This window comes from Mesorhizobium sp. M0159 (assembly GCF_040322295.1).
Taxonomy (GTDB): Bacteria; Pseudomonadota; Alphaproteobacteria; order Rhizobiales; family Rhizobiaceae; genus Mesorhizobium.
Window position 1 is genome coordinate 19,598 of the sequence record NZ_JAMYTF010000031.1, and the last position, 18,921, is coordinate 38,518.

Below are 18,921 nucleotides of genomic sequence, written 5' to 3' on the forward strand. Positions count from 1 at the left end.
GGGGTCGGGCAGAAACGCGGATCACGGCGCGAGGTTCCATGTTGCCGGGATTGTTTTTTCGCCGGCTCTGGGAGCGGTCGCCGGGCGAGCAGCGCCGACGTCGAGGCGGGTGCCTATTTCCACATGCCGCGCATGCGGGCGCCGAGGTCGACACGCACCTGCGGCTGGCGGCGCGGATCGTCCGGGGCCTGGACGCTGGCCCAAGCCACCTGCTCGAAGGCGCCGAGGATCGAGCGCGGGATGAAGCGCGTGCGCGAGGCATAGACATGGCGGTCGCCGCGCGCCGCCTGCCCGTGGACGAAAAAGCGATGCGGCATGACCAGGTGCAGGCTGTCCTTGGCCCGCGTCATCGCCACGTAGAGCAGCCGCCGCTCCTCGTCGACGTCCTCCTTGCTGCCGACGCCGAGATCGATCGGGATGCAGCCGTCGACGGTGTTGAGCACGAAGACGTTCTTCCACTCCTGGCCCTTGGCCGAATGGATCGTCGACAGGATCAGATAATCCTCGTCGCGGTGCGGCGGGCCGGCCTCGTCGCTGGTCGCGTCCGGCGGATCGAGTGTCAGCTCGGTGAGGAAGCGCTCGCGCGACGCATAGCCGGAAGCGATCTGCTCGAGCTGCAGGAGATCGGCCCGGCGCGTCGTTGCATCCTCGTGGATACGTTCCAGATGCGGCTCGTACCAGAGCCTGACCTGTTCGATGTCGGCCGGCCATTTTTGTGCGCCGGCGCGCAGGCCGCTATAGAGCGCGACAAAGCCCGGCCAGTCGTCGGCGGCACGCTGCGGCGGCCGATAGCGGGCAAGCCCCATCGTCTCGTCAAGCGAATTTGCCATGGTCTCGACGATCGCATTGGCGGCCGAAGGGCCGATGCCCGGCAGAAGTTGCAGCACGCGAAAGCCGGCGACGCGGTCGCGCGGGTTTTCGGCAAAGCGCAGCACGGCCAGCATATCCTTGACGTGGGCGGCATCGAGGAATTTCAGCCCGCCGAACTTGACGAAGGGGATGTTGCGGCGCGTCAGCTCGATCTCCAGCGGGCCGCTATGGTGCGAGGCGCGAAACAGCACCGCCTGTGCTTTGAGAACGGTGCCGGCCTCGCGTTCGGTGAGTATCGCCTGGCAGACATAGCTCGCCTGCTCGGTCTCGTCGCGCACACTCACCAGCTTCGGCTTTTCCGCAGATTTGCGCTCGGTCCAGAGATTTTTGGTGAAACGCTCCGAAGCTTCGCCGATCACCGCATTGGCGGCCGCCAGGATGGTCTCGGTCGAGCGGTAGTTGCGCTCCAGCATGACGACCTCCGCCGGCTGCGCGAACTGCTTGGGAAAATCCAGGATATTGCGCACTTCCGCGGCGCGGAACGAATAGATCGACTGCGCGTCGTCGCCGACCACCGTCAGCCCCGATCCGTCGGGCTTGAGGGCCGTCAGGATCGAGGCCTGCAGCCGGTTGGTGTCCTGGTATTCATCGACCAGCACCTGGTCGAAACGTGCACCCAGATGCGCGGCGATTTCCGGCTCGCCGGCCATCTGCGCCCAGTAGAGCAGCAGGTCGTCGTAATCGAGCACGTTCTGCGCCTGCTTGGCCTCGACATATCGGGCGAACAATTGCTTCAGCTGTTCGGCCCAGCCGGCGCACCACGGGAACACCGAACCCAGCACCTCGCCGAGCGGCGCCTGTGCGTTGACGGCGCGCGAATAGATCGCAAGGCAGGTGCCCTTGGTCGGGAAGCGGGCTTCGGTCTTCGAAAACCCAAGCTCGTGGCGGGCGAGGTTCATCAGGTCGGCGGAATCCTCGCGATCGTGGATGGTGAAGGCCGGATCGAGACCGATCTCCAGCGCATAATCGCGCAGCAGCCTGGCGCCGATGCCGTGGAACGTGCCGGCCCAGCTCAGCGCATCGGTAATCACCGAGGCATCGCGCCCCAGCACCTCGCCGGCGATGCGCTCGACCCGCTTGGCCATTTCCGCTGCGGCACGGCGCGAAAATGTCATCAAAAGGATGCGGCGCGGGTCGGCACCCCTGACGATCAGATGCGCGACCCGGTGCGCCAGCGTGTTGGTCTTGCCGGAGCCGGCGCCGGCAATCACCAGCAACGGCCCGGCGATCTTGCCGTCGCCATGTTCGACGGCAAGCCTCTGCTCGGCGTTGAGCTTCGCCAGATAGGCCGGCTGGAAGGACGAATCACGGGCGGCGAGGTTCATCGCCCATCAAGCATCGTTTCTGCTTTGTTCGCAACGGTTTGCGGAGCCGGAATAGGGCCCGTGAGCGAGAAGCCTTGCGGGCAGGCCTGTCGACTAACGCTCGGGCTCGACGCCCATCCTTGCCGATTGCCGCCGCAGCGCCTCGCGATCGTCCTGTGGCGGTGGCAACAGCAGCGGATCAAAATCGTCGGGCACCTCGTCGATCACTTTCTTGGCGACGCGATAGGCAACATAGACGATTGCCCCGGCGATGAGCAGACGGATCATGCCTTCCTCCATTGATTGTGCAGCAACCGGAGACGCGGCATTTTGTTCCCAGGCCCCTTGGCGAATGCGGGAACGACACCGGCCGCGCAACCAAATCGCCGACGCCTCGTTGTCGGGCGAGAGGAGACTGCGATGAAAAAGCGCTCAATCCTGCTGCTTATGGCAGCTCTGACTGTTGCGGGTTGCGACAACAATATCCAGCCGACCAAGGCCCCTGGCGACACGGTCGATCAGAACCCGCAGGTCGACAAGAATCCGGTGCCGAAGTCGACGACCGGCGGCGATCAGCCCGGCACGCCGCCGAAACAATGACCGCCTCAAATGGCGTCGGCGCCGGTCAAGGAAGGTGGCCGGCGCCGCTTGGGAGGAAGCTGATGGCGCCGGCCAGGCGGAGATCAGGCCCGCCGCACATCCAAGGATAGCCGAGTCTTTCCGCAGCGTCATGGTCGATAGCGTACAGACGGCACGCCCCTGTGGACAAACCTGCCGGCCACAGCAGCATTTGTTCATCACATAGTTCGTTCTTCCCAAGGAACAAACCGGGCTCCTGCGTGTTTGGATGTCGATCGGACGCTCCCAAGGCCGCCGTTCACGAAAGAGCCCGCTCTCCTTGTCCCCCCTCAGGATAGCGGGTTCTTTTTGCGTTTTGCGGGAAGTCGCGGCGCGGCGGGCTGACTTGCTTGCCGGTTTTCGCGCCTTATGCGGCGAACCGGGGCTCAAGCCCTTGCGAAGCATGGTTGTCCCGTGCAAAAGCCCGGCCATGCTGATCATCAACGACCTTTCGCTCCGCATGGCCGGACGCCTGCTTCTCGACCATGCCTCACTGACCTTGCCGGCCGGCAGCAAGGCTGGCCTTGTCGGCCGCAACGGCACCGGCAAGACGACCTTGTTCAAGGCGATCACCGGCGATCTCGCCTCCGAAACCGGCTCGATCAGCCTGCCCAAGAACACGCGCATCGGTCAGGTGGCGCAGGAAGCGCCGGGCACCGAGGAGCCGCTGATCGAGATCGTGCTCAAGGCCGATCTTGAACGGAGTGCGCTGCTCGAAGAGGAAAAGACGGCGACCGATCCGCACCGCATCGCCGACATCCACATGCGGCTGGCCGATATCGATGCGCACTCGGCCGAGTCACGCGCGGCCACCATTCTCGCCGGCCTCGGCTTCGACGACGCCGCACAACGGCGCCCGGCCTCGTCCTTCTCCGGCGGCTGGCGCATGCGCGTCGCGCTGGCCGCCGTGTTGTTTGCCGAGCCCGATCTGCTGCTGCTCGACGAGCCGACCAATTATCTCGATCTCGAAGGCACGCTGTGGCTGGAAAACTACGTATCGAAATACCCGCACACCGTGCTGCTGATTTCGCACGATCGCGACCTGCTCAACCGCGCCGTCAACTCGATCGTCCATCTCGACCAGAAGAAGCTGACCTTCTGGCGCGGCGGCTACGACCAGTTCGAGCGTCAATACACCGAGCAGCGCGAATTGCAGGAGAAGGGCCGCGTCAAGCAGGAAGCCGCGCGCAAGCACATGGAATCCTTCGTCGAGCGCTTCCGCGCCAAGGCGTCGAAGGCGAGGCAGGCGCAGTCGCGCATCAAGGCATTGGAGAAGATGAAGCCGATCGCCGCGATCGTGAACGACGCGGTGCGGCCGTTCTCCTTTCCGGAGCCGGTGAAGTCGGTGGCCTCGCCGATCATTGCGCTGAACAACGTCAACGTCGGCTACATCGAGGGCGAGCCGATCCTGAAGAAGATGACGCTGCGCATCGATGCCGACGACCGCATCGCGCTGCTCGGCGCCAACGGCAACGGCAAGTCGACTTTCGCCAAGCTTTTGGCCAGCCGGCTGAAGCCGGAGACCGGCAGCATGACGGTGGCGCCCGGGCTGAAGGTAGCAATCTTCGCCCAGCACCAGCTCGACGACCTCAGGCCCGACGAAAACGCCTATGAGCATGTCCGCCGGCTGATGCCGGAGGCGCCGGAATCCAAGGTGCGCGGCCGCGTCGCCCAGTTCGGCCTGACCACCGAAAAGATGAATACCGCCGCCAAGGATCTGTCTGGCGGCGAAAAGGCGCGGCTGCTGATGGGCCTGTCGGCCTTCGAGGGGCCGAACCTGTTCATCCTCGACGAGCCGACCAACCATCTTGATATCGACAGCCGTGAATCGCTGATCCATGCGCTGAACGATTTTCCCGGCGCGGTCATCCTGATCTCGCACGACCGCCATCTGCTCGAAGCGACCGCCGACCGGCTGTGGCTGGTCAAGGACGGCGCGGTTAATCCGTATGACGGCGATCTCGAGGATTACAAGACGCTGGTCACCGGCGTCTCCGGCGACCGCCGCGGCAAGCGCGAGGCGGACAAAGCCTCGAAGGCCGACCGCCGCCGCGATGCGGCCGCGCGCCGCGCCGCCTTCGAGCCGCTGGCCAAGGAAATCCGCGCCACCGAAGCGCTGATGGACCGCCTCCGCAAGCGCATCGACCTGATCGAGGACGAACTCGCCAACCCGGCCGTCTACGAAAAGGACCCCTCGACCGCGACAAGGCTGGCCAAGGAGCGCTCACAACTTGCGCAACAGCTGGCCGGCCATGAGGAAAAATGGCTGTCGATGTCGGCGGAGTACGAGGAAGGCACGGCGGAGTAGGAAGAGCGCAATCTCCCCCCTCGCGGGGGAGATGCCGCGCCTACGACGCGTTGCTCAAGCCTGTCGCGGTCATGTGGCCGGGTACGTTCCCGGATACCCAAATGGTTCGCGGTAGGAGGTGAATGAGATGCTTGAAGGTCGGGAGTGGCGCAAAAAAGATGGAGCGTCAGACGAAGCGATCGAGAAACTCAGGGACGTGGGGCCTTTGGTCCTGCCTGAAAGCTATGTTGCCCTTCTCTCTTTCAGCAACGGTGGTGAGGGCCCCCTGCCAGTCCAGCCGCTATGGCTTGCCTTGCACGCTGCGGAAGAGGTGATCGAAATAGAGCAACAGGGGACATTCAAGGAGTTCTTTCCGGGTTTTTTCGTTATCGGCAGCAACGGGGGCGGCGAGGCGATTGCGTTCGATCTACGCACAGTGGGGCTTTATCCGCTCGTTGCGTTTGACATGACAAATATCGATCTTGTCGAAAGCGTTTGGCCCATTGCGCCGGACTTTGATGCATTCTTGGACTTGATCGGCCTTTCCGACGAATAGCCCAGAGGGGGATGTAGGCCCGCCCATCTGGCCCTACACGCCGCTATCACAACCGGCTAGTTTGCTCCCATGAATCAGCACGCCAAGCTCAAAATCGGCCATTCGGCCTGTCCGCATGATTGCCCTTCGACCTGCGCGCTCGAGGTCGAACTGCTCGACGAAAAGCGCATCGGCCGTGTCCATGGCGCCAAATCCAACAGCTACACGGCCGGCGTCATCTGCGCCAAGGTCGCCCGCTATGCCGACCGCGTCCATCATCCCGACCGCCTGCTGAAGCCGCGGGTCCGTGCCGGCGCCAAGGGCGACGGCGCCTGGAAGGAATCCAGCTGGGAGGCGGCGCTCGATCTGGTCGCTGAAAAATTCATCGCGGCGGAGGCAAAATACGGCTCGGAGACGGTCTGGCCCTATTACTATGCCGGCACGATGGGGCTGGTGCAGCGCGACGGCATCGAGCGGCTCAGGCACGCCAAAAAATACTCCGGCTTCTTCGGTTCGATCTGCACCAATCTGGCCTGGACCGGCTGGATGATGGGCGCCGGCGCGCTGCGCGGCCCCGACCCGCGCGAAATGGCAAAGTCCGACTGCGTGGTGATCTGGGGCACCAACGCCGTGGTCACGCAGGTCAACGTCATGACTCACGCCATCAAGGCGCGCAAGGAACGCGGCGCCAAGATCGTCGTCATCGACGTCTACGAAAATGCAACGATGAAGCAGGCCGATCTCGGCCTGGTGCTGAAGCCCGGCACCGACGGCGCGCTGGCCTGCGCGGTCATGCATGTGCTGTTCCGTGACGGCATGGCCGACCGCGCCTATCTGGAAAAATACACCGACGATCCGCACGGCCTGGAAGCGCATCTTAAGACGCGGACGCCGCAATGGGCCGCTGACATCACCGGGCTTTCCGTCGACGAAATCGAGGCCTTCGCCCGTCTCGTCGGCACGACGAAGAAGACCTATTTCCGCCTCGGCTACGGTTTTTCGCGGCAGCGCAACGGTTCGGTCAACATGCATGCCGCAGCCTCGATCGCGGCGGTCACCGGCTGCTGGCAGTATGAGGGCGGCGGCGCCTTCCATACCAATTCGGGCATCTTCAAGCTCAACCAGGAACTGCTCGAAGGCACACGGATGCGCGACCCCGCGATCCGTCATCTCGATCATTCGCGCATCGGCCCGGTGCTGACCGGGGCTGAGGATGCGCTCTATGGCGGCCCACCGGTGACGGCGCTACTGATCCAGAACACCAATCCGGTCAATGTCGCGCCGGAGCAGCGGCTGGTGAAGCAAGGTTTTCTGCGCGACGATCTGTTTTCCTGCGTGCATGAGCAGTTCATGACCGACACCGCCAAGCTCGCCGATGTGGTGCTGCCGGCGACGATGTTTCTCGAGCATGACGACGTCTACAAGGGCGGCGGCAACCAGCACATCACACTCGGGCCGAAGCTGATCGACCCGCCGGAAGGCCCGCGCACCAACCATTTCGTCATCGAGGAGCTCGGCAAGAGGCTCGGTGTCGCCGACCGTCCGGGCTTCGGCATGACCGAGCAGCAGCATATCGATATCATCCTGGGCAAGCGCGGGCTGGGCAGCTTTTCGAGCCTGAAAGAGCAGAAATGGGTCGATTTGCAGCCGGATTTCGAGGCGGCGCATTTCCTCGACGGCTTCGGCCATGCCGACAAGAAGTTCCATTTTCGCGCCGACTGGACGGGCCAGGCGTCGCCCAACCGGCCACCGAAAAGCATGGGCCTCTTCGGGCCTGTGCAGCGGCTGCCGGAATTCCCCGACCATGTCGACCTGATCGAGGTGGCGGACGCGGCGCACCCGTTCCGGCTGACCACCTCGCCGGCGCGCAATTTCCTCAATTCGACCTTTGCCGAAACGCCGGTATCGCAGGCAAAAGAGCGCCGGCCGGAGCTGCTCGTGCATCCCGATGATGCGGCGGCACTCGGCGTCGCCGACGGTGGCCGCATCGAGGTCGGCAACCAGCGTGGCGAAGTGGTGCTGCACGCAAAACTGTTCGACGGCATCAAGCGCGGCGTGGTAGTCGCCGAAGGCATCTGGCCCAACAGCGCCCATGAGCGCGGCGAGGGCATCAACGTGCTGACCGGCGCCGATGCGCCGGCGCCCTATGGCGGCGCCGCCTTCCACGACAACAAGGTCTGGCTGCGCCCGGCGGATTGAGCGTCGGAACGATATCTCCATCCGGCCGTTTTCGCGTGGCGGGTGGAGGCATTGTCATGGCAGAAGTGTTGCCGGCGCCGGATCCCATCGGAAGGACACTGTCGTCCGGCGAACTCGTAACCACGATGTCCCACTTTCATCGCGCCGAGATTGCGCGCATGGCTGGGTGGCGTGACCGCCTGGACCGGACGAGCAACTGGGCGATAACCGTTGTCGCAGCCATGCTGTCCGTTTCGCTTTCGACAGCCAGCGCTCACCATGGCGTGCTGCTGTTTGCCATGCTGCTTGTTCTGCTGCTGCTGTGGATAGAGGCCCGCCGATATCGCTTCTTCGACTTCTATCGGGCTCGCGTGCGCCAGTTCGAACGGCACTATTTCGCGCAGATATTCTCGCCGCAGCCGGACTTCGCGTCCGATTGGCTGTTGATCGTCGGCGAGAGCCTGCGCGCGCCGAAATTCCTGATTTCGCAACGCGTGGCTTTGGCGCGCCGCCTGCGTCGCAATTACATCCACATGCTGCTGATTCTGCTGCTGGCCTGGATCCTCAAACTGTCGACCCCCAGTCTTCTGGCCGAAGGCGTCCGCATCGGCTTCGTCGGGTCGATGCGTGAGGCCGTCACCAGTGCTGCCCTGGGTCCCGTTCCTGGTGGCGCCATCGTCGTGCTGGTCGCCGTCCTCTATGCAGGCCTGCTGGTGACAGCCTTTCTGACAGAGAGCGACGACGGCGAACTCTCCTTCGGTGACGTCCACGTCTAGCAACGCAACGCCCTGTCGCGCGTTGTTGGACACGTGCATTGGGCGATGGGGGTTTCATGGCTTGGCAGGCTCCGACACGTTCCAGCCTGACACTGCTGGTTTGCGCTTTCGTCCCCGCGGGCGCGGCCTGGGCAGCGGAGACGCTCGTTGCCGGTACCCGGGCCTCCGGCATGGGTGGTTCGGGCGAAGGCGCTTTCGTCGCCGAGATCGTGCTTCTGCTGCTTGTTGGGCGCGGCCTGGGCGAAGTGCTGCAGCGTTATGGCCAGCCGGCAATCATGGGCCAACTGATCGGCGGCATCCTGCTCGGTCCTTCGCTGTTCGGCTGGCTGTGGCCGTCGGCCCAGCACCTGATCTTTCCCAGCGATCCTGCGCAAAAGGGCATGATCGACGCCGTCTCGCAGCTCGGCATCCTGATGCTGCTTTTGCTGACCGGCATGGAGACGGACCTGCGGCTGGTGCGCCGGGTTGGCGCGGCATGTTTTTCCATTTCGGCAACCGGCATTGTGGTGCCCTTCATCTGCGGTTTCGCGCTTGCGCAATTCCTGCCGGACGCACTGCTGGCCGACGCGACGCAACGCACCGTCGCCGGGCTGTTCCTGGGCACCGCGCTGTCGATCTCGTCGGTCAAGATCGTCGCCATGGTGGTGCGCGAGATGAACTTCATGCGCCGCAACCTCGGACAGGTGATTATTTCCTCGGCGATTATCGAGGACACGATCGGCTGGCTTATCATCGCCGTAACCTTCGGCATCGCCACCAATGGCAGGCTGCAGTTCGCGCCGCTGGTGACCACCATCGCCGCAGTGGCACTGTTCATGGTGTTCTCCTTCACCATCGGCCGCCGTCTTGTCTTCACCTTGATCCGCTGGACCAACGATCAATTCCGCAGCGAGTTTGCGGTGATCACCATGATCCTCATCATTATGGGCGTGATGGCGCTGATCACCAACATGATAGGCGTCCATACCGTGCTGGGGGCGTTCGTCGCCGGTATCCTTGTCGGGGAATCGCCCATCCTCTCCAGCCATATCGAAGGCCAACTTCGCGGCGTCATCACCGCGCTGTTCATGCCGATCTTCTTCGGCATGGCGGGGCTTTCCGCCGATCTCACCGTGCTTGCCGATCCGACGCTTGCCATGCTGACGGGCGCTCTCGTGGTCATCGCCAGCATCGGCAAGTTTGGCGGCGCCTTCATCGGCGCCAAGCTCGCCGGCATGTCGTTCAAGGAAGCAATCGCCGTCGGCAGTGCCATGAACGCGCGCGGCTCGACCGAGGTGATCGTCGCCAGCATCGGCCTGTCGATGAACATCCTGTCGCACAATCTCTTCACCATGATCGTCACCATGGCCGTGATCACCACCTTGGCCATGCCGCCGATGCTGCGCTGGGCGCTCGGCCGGCTGCCGGTTGGGCACGACGAGCAACAGCGTGTCGAGCGCGAGGCGTTGGACGAATACGGCTTCATTTCCAGGCTGGAGCGGCTGCTGGTGCTGGTCGACGACAGCAGGATCGGCAAGTTCACTGCATATCTCGCCGGACTGGTCGGCGGAGGCAGCGGCATGCCCACCACCTTGCTTCAGCCGAAGGACGGCCGAATTGACAGGCCAACCGACAGCAAAGGACAGGAGCGCACCCTGAAGGAAATCAAGAAGGGTGCAAAAAAAAGCGCCCGGGCGGTGAAACGGATTGAAGATACGCTTGTCGGCAAAGTCCACCTGACGGCCCGCACCGAATTGGAAGCCACCGGTGAGACGATCGCCGAAGAGGCCCGCAAGGGATACGGCCTGCTGCTGGTCGGGCTTGACAATGTGCTGACCGCCGATGGCGCCTTCGCGCCGGCCCTCAACGACATTGCCGGAGGATTTGACGGCCCGCTTTGCCTGGTCCTGAACGGCGGCAATGCTGCCGAAAAGATGCCGACGCTGAAGGCCGGCACCAGCATTCTCGTCCCCGTCAACGGTACTCAAGTGGCGCGTCGCGCCGCCGACTTGGCGCTGGCGCTGGCCCGTCCAAACCGGGCGCGGGTCAAGATACTTTACGTCTCGCAAACGGCAGCCAAGGGCCGAAGATTGACATCCGTGTCGCATAGCCGCGAAGAGGCCGTCCTGAAAGACATCGCTGATCTGGCGGGCCGCTACGGCCTGCATATCGACACAGCGTTCCATACCCGCGTCACACCCGACAAGGCGATCACCCGGGAGGCGGCCAAAGGCGCGGCGATCGTCGTGATGGGCGTCACCCAACGTCCGGGTGAGGACCTGTTCTTCGGTGAAACCGCCGGCGCTGTTTTAGCCGCCTGCAACTGCCCCGTCGTGCTTCTGGCCAGCGCGCGGCCCAAGCACGACGCCGCTGGCGCTGAGCTGGCAGCGTGAATTTCACGGCGCATTGATCCGTCGGCAGGAATGTCGATCGAGCTTCTGAAAGCGCTTATCAGCCAAACGTAAAAGAACTCGAACCGAACGGTTCGGTTCTGTTGACAGAGAGTGCAGGAAAGGGTGAACGCCGGCTCAAAGAATGTTCGCGCGGCAAATCACCACTGACCGCATAACTAGTTGAAAAGAAATAAGAACATTGTGGCGCCAGGAGCTGCATGTCGAATTTCAAGCGGCCAATTTGGCGCACCCGTACAAAATTTTCGTGATTGGAAACGACAGACTTGCCGACCCATCTCGGGGTGGTCCGAGCGACGCGAATTCCTCCCGAGGCACGCCACTTGACGGACAGACCAAAGAACTACCGGAGTACCCGAAATGACCAAGCTCGCTCTTACCGCCGCCGCCGCCATCCTCGTTGCCACCGGCACTGCTTTTGCCGGCAGCGACCATTATGGCTCGGACAACGTCAACCAGCCGACCGCTGCTGCTGCTGCCAACGTCGACAACACCTTCACCGGTTCGATCCACAAGCCAGTTACTTCCGAGCATACCGGTGCCAAGATAACCTCCGAGTCGGTGGCGCCTGAATCCGGCCAAGGCATCTGGGGCCGCTGATTATCACGGCCCGCACCACAAAGAGCGGCGGGCTTGGCCCGCTACTCTTGCTTTCGCGTATCAACGGGCGTGTGCGCCGAATAGCATCCTGCGCCAATCGAATACTTTGATTTGCAGGTTTCATCTGTAGCCACAATCTCGGTTGCTGAAATCGTCCAGCAACGTGCACATCGGAAAAGCCGGGTGCGTATTCGTCGGCGCGGACAGCGCTCTCATCTCGAATGCGTCGAAAGCAACGACAACTCACGAATGACCAGTACACTGGAGTACCTGAAATGACCAAGATTGCTCTTACCGTCGCCACCATCGTCCTCGTCGCCACGGGCAGCGCCTTTGCAGGCAGTGATCACTATGGTTCGGACGGCGTCAACCAGCCGGCCGCGGCTGTTGGCAACGCGCCTGTCGGCACCATCGACAGCGGGTTTACCGGTTCCATCCGCAAGCCGCTGACGACCGAGCACAACGCCGTCGACACCGAGGCGACGACCCGGTTCGGCACGGATCAACCCGTAGTGCCCCAATCTGGCCGGGGCAACTGGGGCCGATAGTTCCTCAAACCCCGGAGCACGAAGAGCGGCGGGCTTGGCCCGCCGTTTTTGTTTGGGCAAAGCCCGGTCGGTCGAAAGGATCGGCGATCCCCGGGCCTGTTGGTAAATCCCTAACGCAGATCCTTCGGCCAAATGCAGTGCGTCAGCCGGGCGCTGCCGAAGGTGAGACCGGCCCAATCGCCATCGACGTCGAACCGAGCCAGGGCCGCGGTGGGGTATTTTTCCGCCAGTTTTTTCAGCGCCGCTTCATCAGATCCAGCCCCGGCAAGACCGCGCGCGAACTCCTCCAACCCGGGATTGTGGCCAAGCACCAGCAGCGTTCCGGTCCCCGCCTTCACTTGCCGCACCTTGGCGAGGATGTCCGCCGCCGCTGCCTCGTAAAGCGCCTGGGCAGATTTGGCCTGCACCTTCGCCGGCAATTCCGCCGAGACCAGCCGCCACGTGTCGCGGGTGCGCAGCGCCGGCGACACCAGCGCCAGCTCCGGCAGCCAGCCGCGCCGGGCCAGTTCGCGCCCGACCAGTGGTGCTGCCTTCAGCCCGCGCGCGGACAGCGGCCGGTCGAAGTCGATGAGGTCGGGATCGTCCCAACTCGACTTGGCGTGACGCAGGAGCAGCAGTTGCTTCATGGATTCAACTCAAGTCCAAGGGATGTCGGGCTGAAAGTCTTTCCCATATCCGCCGCCATGTCTTGCACCTGTGACGGTATCAAAACTCGCCCAAAGTGCACCAAAGATGAACAGGCCTACACGCCGTTCATCTTTATCCCATCTGACCAAAATGTCTGCTTCAGTGATGGCCCAATCGCCCGATCGAACGTGAATTGCACCGACGACGGGACCTACTCGTCCGTCCTCGATCCGACAGAGATAAAAATATGCCGTGGCACTTTTCGGATCGCCCGCCTCGTCGTACTCGAAGACGCCGGCGAGATCACGCTTTGTCCGGATCGCGCTGTCGAAAACGTCCATTGATCTATTCTGTCATTCCCCGGCGATTAATTGGCCGTTTCCGCGGACCCTTACGGCGTGATCCGTGCCAGATGCTCGAGATCGGTCTCTTCGCGCAGCGGGTCGGGCGCGATCACCACTGACGTGGCGTTGTCGGCATCGTCGGCGAAGCGCGAAAACACCGTGCGGCCGCCTTCCATTCGCGCCTTGCCTTCGGCGACAAGGCCCAACGCCAGCGGATAAAGTTGGTGCTCGGCCTTGAGCACGCGCGCGGCCAGCGTATCCTCATTGTCGCCAACCATCACCGGCACGGCGGCCTGGGCGATGATCGGCCCGTCATCCATGTCGAGCGTGACGAAATGCACCGTGCAGCCATGGATGCGCATGCCTGCGCGGAGGGCCCGCGCATGCGTATCCAGCCCCTTGAAGGCAGGCAGCAGGGCAGGGTGGATATTGATCATGCGGCCCTGCCACTTCTCGACGAAGCGCGCGCCGAGGATGCGCATATAGCCGGCCAGCGCGACGATCTGGGCGCCGAACGACAAGAGGGCCGCATCGATCGCCTCGTCATGCGCTTGCTTGCTGGCATAGTCGGAGCGCGAAATCACTCTGGTGGCGATGCCGCGCGCCGCGGCGATGCCAAGGCCGGCGGCATTGGCGCGGTCGGAGATGACGCCGACGATCTCGGCCGGATAGGCCGGGTTGCTCGCCGCCGCAACCAGCGCCGTCATGTTGGAGCCGCGCCCCGAGATCAGTACGACCGTCCGTTTCCTGGTCATAGGCCAATCGAGCCCCGATAGATGACGCCGGCATCGCGGCGCGGCACGATCTGGCCGATCGGCGTCACCGTCTCGCCGGCCTCCTGCAGAACGGCAGCGACCTGCGCCGCCTGGCCGGAGGCGACGACCAGGATCATGCCGATGCCGCAATTGAAGGTGCGCATCATCTCTTCCGGCGCGACGCCGCCGGTCTTGGCCAGCCACGAGAACACCGGCGGCACCTCGATGGCGCCGAGATCGAGCTCGGCCGAAAAATCCTTGGGCAGAACGCGCGGGATATTTTCGGGAAAGCCGCCGCCAGTGATATGGGCCAGCGCCTTGATGCCATGTGTGTTGCGGATCGCCTTGAGGATCGACTTGACGTAGATGCGCGTCGGCTCGAGCAGCGCCTCCGCCAGCGTCGCCTCGTCATTGAACGGCGCCGGATCGCCCCAGCCAAGGCCGCTTACGGCGACGATGCGGCGGACCAGCGAAAAGCCGTTCGAATGCAGGCCCGACGAGGCGAGGCCGAGCAGCACGTCGCCTTCGACGATGTCGTCGGTCGGCAGCAGCTGGCCGCGTTCGGCGGCACCGACGGCAAAGCCGGCAAGGTCATAATCCTTGTCGTGATACATGCCGGGCATTTCCGCCGTCTCGCCGCCGATCAGCGCGCAACCGGCCTGCCGGCAGCCCTCGGCGATGCCGCCGACGATCGAAGCACCCTGGTCGGGATCGAGCTTGCCGGTGGCGAAATAGTCGAGGAAGAACAGCGGCTCGGCGCCCTGCACGACGATGTCGTTGACGCACATGGCGACCAGGTCGATGCCAATCGTGTCATGCTTGCCGGCGTCGATGGCGATCTTCAGCTTGGTGCCGACGCCGTCATTGGCGGCGACCAGCACCGGATCGGTGAAGCCGGCTGCCTTGAGGTCGAACAGGCCGCCGAAGCCGCCGATCTCGCCATCGGCGCCCGGCCGGCGGGTGGCGCGCACCAGCGGCTTGATCTTCTCGACCATGAGGTTGCCGGCATCGATGTCGACGCCCGCTTCGGCATAGGTGAGCCCGTTCTTGCGCTTGCTCATTTCCGGCGCCTGCTCATCTGTTGCGCTTGCCTGTCGCTGTTTTCACTCGCGTGCGGGCTCTTCGCATGAACGGTTTTGCCCCGCAAGGCAAGCGCGCGATTAATGGTGTTTCAGTTGGATGCCGCGGGAACCGGGCGTGATACACTCCAACAGTAAAAAGAAATCCCTGCCAGAATTGCGGCGAGGCCTCCGACGGTGGCAAGAGACCTGATCTCACCGTCGAAGGGCAGGGTCCCATACGAGAAGCCGGCGGCGATCAAAGCCGCCGCGGCAGTCCACAGACCTGGATTTGCAGCGACTGACCTTGAGAAAACGAACGCGACGACAGCGGCGGTCAGCCAGAGGGGCCAAGAGACGACCACGCCTACGGCCAGATAAAGAGCGAAGGTCGAAAGAAGATCCTGCGCTGCCACGTTGCGGTGCGAGGCTCCGAAAAATGCGAAGACCAAAAGACTTTCCGTCAGTCCGGCCAGATAACAAAGCGTTACTCGCCAAGCGATTGTGATTCTCTGCGCCATCGTCATTCAGCAGTGGGGAAATAGGCTGTCGCTTCACGGGCTCTTCGCATGAACGGCCGCACCTCGCAAGGATGACGGCGGGATCAGACGGTCTTGGCTCGACAAAGGAGTGGACAGTCGCCCAAGCTGCCCCCTTATGGACGCCCCTCTCGTTCCGCCAGAACCATGTCGACGCGGTCGAGTTGTGCCTTGGCGTAGCCGCTCAGCGCTATTCCGCCATTGTTCGTTCGAATCCAGTGCACAGCCTGCTTAACCCGCTCGTAGTGCCCAAGTTCGATTTCGCAGGCAATCAGCGCGAGGATTCGAACTGCGAAGGGCTGTGTGAATTCGTAAGGTTTGTCGAGCAACTCGCTATGTCCGGCGACGTAACTGGCGAGGTCCGGGTTCTGAGCCCTGATCCTTCGCGCCAGCTCGACATATTTCCCCAGCAACCTATCTATGCTCGTCTGGTCAAGGTGCTCGAAGTAACGAGCATAAGCTTTCAGCTCATTGTTAAATATCGTTTCAGGATGAAACTGCGACAGTCCGGGCCAGATCCATTTTTTGCCGTACAGCCTTTCAAGCAACGGCCTGACGGTAAGAAAGTCCAGGTAAACGAGCATGTTCAAATGAACATCGCCATGGCTTGCAGTAAAGGCCTCTTCGAGAATCAGGCTGATATCGTCGCTCCGGTCGACTTCGAAGACGCCTTTCCGGATGCGGCGAAAGCCATGTCCCGTCATGAACGTATCGAGATACTTACGCGCTTCGCCAACGGCCAAAGACAAGGTTCCACTCCCTCTCTGTTGCGCATCGTGCCTTGCTAGCGGCCTATTAGTCCATCCACAGCGCGCCTTGTTTCCTAACGGCCAAAGGAAAGCGCGCTTCGGGCTCGCTTCCATTTGGTTAGTTCAACGCTGGCTATTCTTCACGCCCCTCTGCGTTGATTGCAAATTGCGCGGCGAAAGCCCGGATATAAGCCGGCCGAGCTTCCCCGCGCGCTACATAGGCAGCCAAGTTTTGATATTCGTCCAAAATGCCTGACATTCTTAGTCGCAGCAGCACCGATACCATCAATAAATCGCCTGCGCTGAACGTATCATCGAGCCAGTCGGCGACGCCCAAGTGGGCCGAGAGTTTGTCCAGCCGAGCGCGAACACGGTCCTTTACCAACGGCAAGCGCTCCTCGCTCCAAGGCTTGTCACGTTCGAATATTCTTGCCGTCGTTAATTCGAGGATCGGCGGCTCGACGGTGTTAAGTGCGGCAAACATCCACGTGATCGCACGCGCGCGGGCATTGCGATCCTTCGGCAGCAATCCCGCATGCTGCTCAGCAAGATGAAAGACGATCGAGCCGGTCTCGAACAGCGAGAGAGAACCTTCCTCATAGGTGGGGATCTGGCCGAAGGGATGGATGGCCAGATGTTCAGGCGCCTTCATCTCTGCGAAGGAAACAAGACGAACCTCATACGGCTGCCCCACTTCTTCGAGCGCCCAGCGAACGCGCGTATCACGCGCCAGTCCCTTGCCGCCATCGGGCGATCGTTCAAATGCTGTGATAGTGATTGTCATCGCGTCCGTTTCCTTGCTGGGCAAATTTCCTCGGCTTCCTATCGTGAGACGAATGAGCCTCCCCGAAATCGACATCGGTCTTGACCTATTTCATTGCTGGCGCCCTCGTGGGGAGATTGGCGGCTTCTGTGTCGCTTCTCACTTGCCGTAACCCTCCATCTCCATCATGTATCGACAAACAAGAGCGACGGGATATGCGTTTGACCATCCCCAACATGATCACGATCATGCGCTTCGTGCTGGTGCCGGCCGTGGTGCTGGCCATGCTGCAGGAACGCTGGGACTGGGCGTTTGCCGGCTTCCTCATTGCCGGCATTTCCGACGGGGTCGACGGCTTCATCGCCCGCCATTTCAACCAGTTTTCCAGGCTCGGCGCCTATCTTGATCCGATGGCCGACAAGCTGCTGCTGGTCTCGGTTTTCGTGGTCCTGGGCTTCAGCGGCGAACTGCCGCTGTGGCTGGTCGTTACCATGGTGTCGCGCGACGCACTGATCGTCTGCGCCGTGCTTTTATCCACCGTCATGGCACATCCGGTCGAGATGAAGCCGCTTCTGGTGTCGAAGGCCAACACCGCGATCCAGATCGTGCTGGCGGCAGTGGTGTTGGGCGAACTCGCCTTCGACATCCGTCTCGATCCGCTGAGACCGGCCCTCATATTGCTGTCCGGGGTCTTGACCGTGGCTTCGGCCGCGGCCTATCTCGTGGCTTGGCTGAGGCATATGAGCGGCTATGGCGAAGGCTCCACACCCGGCACCTGAACGCGGGGCACCTGACCACCGGGCACCTGACGAACGGTCCATCGACGCCGAGGCCGAAGCCGCGGCAGCGGAGGCTGCGGCATCGGCGTCGTTTCGCCGGCAGATCCGCTTCTGGCTGGTCAGCGCCATCATCCTCGCCGTCTTCCTCTATGTCTTCAGCGGCATCCTTCTGCCGTTCGTCGCCGGCATGGTGCTCGCCTATTTCCTCGATCCTGTGGCCGACCGGCTGGAGCGGCTCGGCCTGTCCAGGCTGATGGCAACGGTGGTCATCCTCATCGCCTTCATCGTCGTCCTGGTGCTGGCCGTCGTCATCCTGGTTCCGGTGCTCGCCTCGCAGATGGCTGATTTCGCCAGCAAGCTGCCGGACTATCTGACCCGGCTGCAGGGCCTGATCACCAGCTTCGACCCGAAATGGCTGGAAGAGAAATTCGGCGTCGACGCCAACGGCCTGCGCGAAGGCCTGAACTCGCTGCTGACCTCCGGCTTCGGCCTCCTGACCACCGTCTTCACCTCGATCTGGAGCTCCGGCGTGGCGCTGGTCTCGGTGGTCAGCCTGTTCGTGGTAACGCCGGTCGTCGCCTTCTACATGCTGCTCGACTGGGACCGCATGGTGGCAATCGTCGACAGCTGGGTGCCGCGCGATTACGTCAAGACCGTCAGGACGATCGCCAGGGACATCAACACGGCGACCGCCGGCTTCGTGCGCGGCCAGGGCACGCTGTGCCTGGTGCTCGGCGCCATGTATGCCACCGGCCTGACACTGACGGGCCTGAATTTCGGCATCCTCATCGGTCTGTTCGCCGGGCTGATCTCCTTCATCCCCTATGTCGGCTCGCTGACCGGCCTGGTGCTGGCCGTCGGCGTCGCCTTCGTCCAGTTCTGGCCAGACTGGACCATGATCGCGGCGGTGGCCGGTGTGTTCTTCGTCGGCCAGTTCATCGAGGGCAACATCCTGCAGCCCAGGCTGGTCGGCAAAAGCGTTGGCCTGCATCCGGTATGGCTGATGTTTGCGCTGTTTGCCTTCGGCGCGCTGTTCGGCTTCGTCGGCCTGCTGATTGCCGTGCCGGCTTCCGCCGCCGTTGCCGTTCTGGTGCGTTTCGCCATCGCCCGCTATCTGGAATCGCCGCTCTACAAGGGCCATGCCGACGAGCCGGTGCCGCCGCTGCAGGTGCGGCGCCGCGGGGGCGCGCGCGGTTGAGCC

19 protein-coding genes are annotated in these 18,921 nt (G+C 62.9%); 10 read left to right on the plus strand and 9 right to left on the minus strand.

Features of this window, described 5'->3' with window-relative positions; translation table 11 throughout:
• Nucleotides 1-113: 113 nt before the first annotated feature.
• Both NKJ32_RS24750 and NKJ32_RS24755 read right to left on the minus strand, forming a co-directional pair.
• Complete coding sequence (locus NKJ32_RS24750) at nt 114-2,195, minus strand: ATP-dependent helicase (RefSeq protein WP_352829133.1); 2,082 nt, start codon at nt 2,193-2,195, stop codon at nt 114-116.
• Nucleotides 2,196-2,288: 93 nt separating this feature from the next.
• On the minus strand, nt 2,289-2,462 hold the full coding sequence (locus NKJ32_RS24755) for a hypothetical protein (RefSeq protein WP_023677660.1): 174 nt from the start codon (nt 2,460-2,462) through the stop codon (nt 2,289-2,291).
• A gap of 132 nt (nt 2,463-2,594) precedes the next feature.
• Here NKJ32_RS24755 and NKJ32_RS24760 point away from each other — a divergent pair, with 132 nt between their 5' ends.
• The 8 genes from NKJ32_RS24760 to NKJ32_RS24795 all read left to right on the plus strand — a co-directional run bounded on the left by NKJ32_RS24760 (nt 2,595) and on the right by NKJ32_RS24795 (nt 12,106).
• Entirely contained in the window at nt 2,595-2,774 is a 180-nt protein-coding gene (locus tag NKJ32_RS24760) for a hypothetical protein (protein WP_023677659.1), read from the plus strand.
• Between the two features lie 448 nt (nt 2,775-3,222).
• On the plus strand, nt 3,223-5,100 hold the full coding sequence (locus NKJ32_RS24765) for an ABC-F family ATP-binding cassette domain-containing protein (protein WP_352594408.1): 1,878 nt from the start codon (nt 3,223-3,225) through the stop codon (nt 5,098-5,100).
• A 127-nt stretch (nt 5,101-5,227) separates the two neighbouring features.
• Entirely contained in the window at nt 5,228-5,635 is a 408-nt protein-coding gene (locus NKJ32_RS24770; RefSeq protein ID WP_352594409.1) for an SMI1/KNR4 family protein, read from the plus strand.
• A gap of 69 nt (nt 5,636-5,704) precedes the next feature.
• Nucleotides 5,705-7,813 carry a molybdopterin-containing oxidoreductase family protein gene (locus NKJ32_RS24775; protein WP_352594410.1) on the plus strand — a complete coding sequence of 703 codons (2,109 nt, stop codon included), beginning with the start codon at nt 5,705-5,707 and terminating at the stop codon, nt 7,811-7,813.
• Nucleotides 7,814-7,869: 56 nt separating this feature from the next.
• Entirely contained in the window at nt 7,870-8,568 is a 699-nt protein-coding gene (locus NKJ32_RS24780) for a DUF2270 domain-containing protein (protein ID WP_352594411.1), read from the plus strand.
• 170 nt (nt 8,569-8,738) lie between these two features.
• Entirely contained in the window at nt 8,739-10,940 is a 2,202-nt protein-coding gene (locus NKJ32_RS24785) for a cation:proton antiporter domain-containing protein (RefSeq protein WP_502898091.1), read from the plus strand.
• Nucleotides 10,941-11,318: 378 nt separating this feature from the next.
• Nucleotides 11,319-11,558, plus strand: coding sequence for a DUF680 domain-containing protein (locus NKJ32_RS24790; RefSeq protein ID WP_352829136.1), 240 nt, complete (start codon nt 11,319-11,321; stop codon nt 11,556-11,558).
• 275 nt (nt 11,559-11,833) lie between these two features.
• Nucleotides 11,834-12,106 (plus strand): DUF680 domain-containing protein, encoded by a 273-nt coding sequence (locus NKJ32_RS24795; RefSeq protein WP_023677653.1) that lies wholly within the window; start codon nt 11,834-11,836, stop codon nt 12,104-12,106.
• A gap of 110 nt (nt 12,107-12,216) precedes the next feature.
• On the opposite strand, the gene NKJ32_RS24800 is transcribed toward NKJ32_RS24795, so the two are convergent.
• The 7 genes from NKJ32_RS24800 to NKJ32_RS24830 all read right to left on the minus strand — a co-directional run bounded on the left by NKJ32_RS24800 (nt 12,217) and on the right by NKJ32_RS24830 (nt 16,962).
• Nucleotides 12,217-12,732, minus strand: coding sequence for a SixA phosphatase family protein (locus NKJ32_RS24800; RefSeq protein WP_023677652.1), 516 nt, complete (start codon nt 12,730-12,732; stop codon nt 12,217-12,219).
• Between the two features lie 9 nt (nt 12,733-12,741).
• Entirely contained in the window at nt 12,742-13,074 is a 333-nt protein-coding gene (locus tag NKJ32_RS24805; protein ID WP_023677651.1) for a hypothetical protein, read from the minus strand.
• Between the two features lie 50 nt (nt 13,075-13,124).
• A complete protein-coding gene (gene purN, locus NKJ32_RS24810) occupies nt 13,125-13,832 on the minus strand; it encodes a phosphoribosylglycinamide formyltransferase (protein ID WP_023677650.1) in 708 nt (235 codons plus the stop codon).
• On the minus strand, nt 13,829-14,893 hold the full coding sequence (purM, locus tag NKJ32_RS24815) for a phosphoribosylformylglycinamidine cyclo-ligase (RefSeq protein ID WP_023677649.1): 1,065 nt from the start codon (nt 14,891-14,893) through the stop codon (nt 13,829-13,831). The genes purN and purM overlap by 4 nt, the downstream gene beginning before the upstream one ends.
• A 110-nt stretch (nt 14,894-15,003) precedes the next feature.
• Nucleotides 15,004-15,411 carry a hypothetical protein gene (locus tag NKJ32_RS24820; protein ID WP_352594416.1) on the minus strand — a complete coding sequence of 136 codons (408 nt, stop codon included), beginning with the start codon at nt 15,409-15,411 and terminating at the stop codon, nt 15,004-15,006.
• Nucleotides 15,412-15,545: 134 nt separating this feature from the next.
• Nucleotides 15,546-16,178, minus strand: a complete 633-nt coding sequence (locus tag NKJ32_RS24825; protein ID WP_352594417.1) for a hypothetical protein — start codon at nt 16,176-16,178, stop codon at nt 15,546-15,548.
• A 133-nt stretch (nt 16,179-16,311) separates the two neighbouring features.
• Complete coding sequence (locus NKJ32_RS24830) at nt 16,312-16,962, minus strand: glutathione S-transferase family protein (protein ID WP_352699167.1); 651 nt, start codon at nt 16,960-16,962, stop codon at nt 16,312-16,314.
• A 200-nt stretch (nt 16,963-17,162) separates the two neighbouring features.
• On the opposite strand from NKJ32_RS24830, the gene NKJ32_RS24835 reads away from it, so the two are divergent.
• Together NKJ32_RS24835 and NKJ32_RS24840 are read left to right on the plus strand one after the other, a co-directional pair.
• Nucleotides 17,163-17,720, plus strand: coding sequence for a CDP-alcohol phosphatidyltransferase family protein (locus tag NKJ32_RS24835; RefSeq protein WP_023677645.1), 558 nt, complete (start codon nt 17,163-17,165; stop codon nt 17,718-17,720).
• Nucleotides 17,692-18,918 (plus strand): AI-2E family transporter, encoded by a 1,227-nt coding sequence (locus tag NKJ32_RS24840; RefSeq protein WP_031212006.1) that lies wholly within the window; start codon nt 17,692-17,694, stop codon nt 18,916-18,918. Before NKJ32_RS24835 ends, NKJ32_RS24840 begins: the two co-directional genes overlap by 29 nt.
• Nucleotides 18,919-18,921 lie beyond the last annotated feature (3 nt).

What these genes read in the sequence shown, in the direction of transcription:
- NKJ32_RS24750 (WP_352829133.1), bottom strand. Translation starts at nt 2,195, where the DNA reads ATGAACCTCGCCGCCCGTGATTCGTCCTTCCAGCCGGCCTATCTGGCG.
- NKJ32_RS24755 (WP_023677660.1), bottom strand. Translation starts at nt 2,462, where the DNA reads ATGATCCGTCTGCTCATCGCCGGGGCAATCGTCTATGTTGCCTATCGC.
- NKJ32_RS24760 (WP_023677659.1), top strand. Translation starts at nt 2,595, where the DNA reads ATGAAAAAGCGCTCAATCCTGCTGCTTATGGCAGCTCTGACTGTTGCG.
- NKJ32_RS24765 (WP_352594408.1), top strand. Translation starts at nt 3,223, where the DNA reads ATGCTGATCATCAACGACCTTTCGCTCCGCATGGCCGGACGCCTGCTT.
- NKJ32_RS24770 (WP_352594409.1), top strand. Translation starts at nt 5,228, where the DNA reads ATGCTTGAAGGTCGGGAGTGGCGCAAAAAAGATGGAGCGTCAGACGAA.
- NKJ32_RS24775 (WP_352594410.1), top strand. Translation starts at nt 5,705, where the DNA reads ATGAATCAGCACGCCAAGCTCAAAATCGGCCATTCGGCCTGTCCGCAT.
- NKJ32_RS24780 (WP_352594411.1), top strand. Translation starts at nt 7,870, where the DNA reads ATGGCAGAAGTGTTGCCGGCGCCGGATCCCATCGGAAGGACACTGTCG.
- NKJ32_RS24785 (WP_502898091.1), top strand. Translation starts at nt 8,739, where the DNA reads ATGGGTGGTTCGGGCGAAGGCGCTTTCGTCGCCGAGATCGTGCTTCTG.
- NKJ32_RS24790 (WP_352829136.1), top strand. Translation starts at nt 11,319, where the DNA reads ATGACCAAGCTCGCTCTTACCGCCGCCGCCGCCATCCTCGTTGCCACC.
- NKJ32_RS24795 (WP_023677653.1), top strand. Translation starts at nt 11,834, where the DNA reads ATGACCAAGATTGCTCTTACCGTCGCCACCATCGTCCTCGTCGCCACG.
- NKJ32_RS24800 (WP_023677652.1), bottom strand. Translation starts at nt 12,732, where the DNA reads ATGAAGCAACTGCTGCTCCTGCGTCACGCCAAGTCGAGTTGGGACGAT.
- NKJ32_RS24805 (WP_023677651.1), bottom strand. Translation starts at nt 13,074, where the DNA reads ATGGACGTTTTCGACAGCGCGATCCGGACAAAGCGTGATCTCGCCGGC.
- purN (WP_023677650.1), bottom strand. Translation starts at nt 13,832, where the DNA reads ATGACCAGGAAACGGACGGTCGTACTGATCTCGGGGCGCGGCTCCAAC.
- purM (WP_023677649.1), bottom strand. Translation starts at nt 14,893, where the DNA reads ATGAGCAAGCGCAAGAACGGGCTCACCTATGCCGAAGCGGGCGTCGAC.
- NKJ32_RS24820 (WP_352594416.1), bottom strand. Translation starts at nt 15,411, where the DNA reads ATGGCGCAGAGAATCACAATCGCTTGGCGAGTAACGCTTTGTTATCTG.
- NKJ32_RS24830 (WP_352699167.1), bottom strand. Translation starts at nt 16,962, where the DNA reads ATGACAATCACTATCACAGCATTTGAACGATCGCCCGATGGCGGCAAG.
- NKJ32_RS24840 (WP_031212006.1), top strand. Translation starts at nt 17,692, where the DNA reads ATGGCGAAGGCTCCACACCCGGCACCTGAACGCGGGGCACCTGACCAC.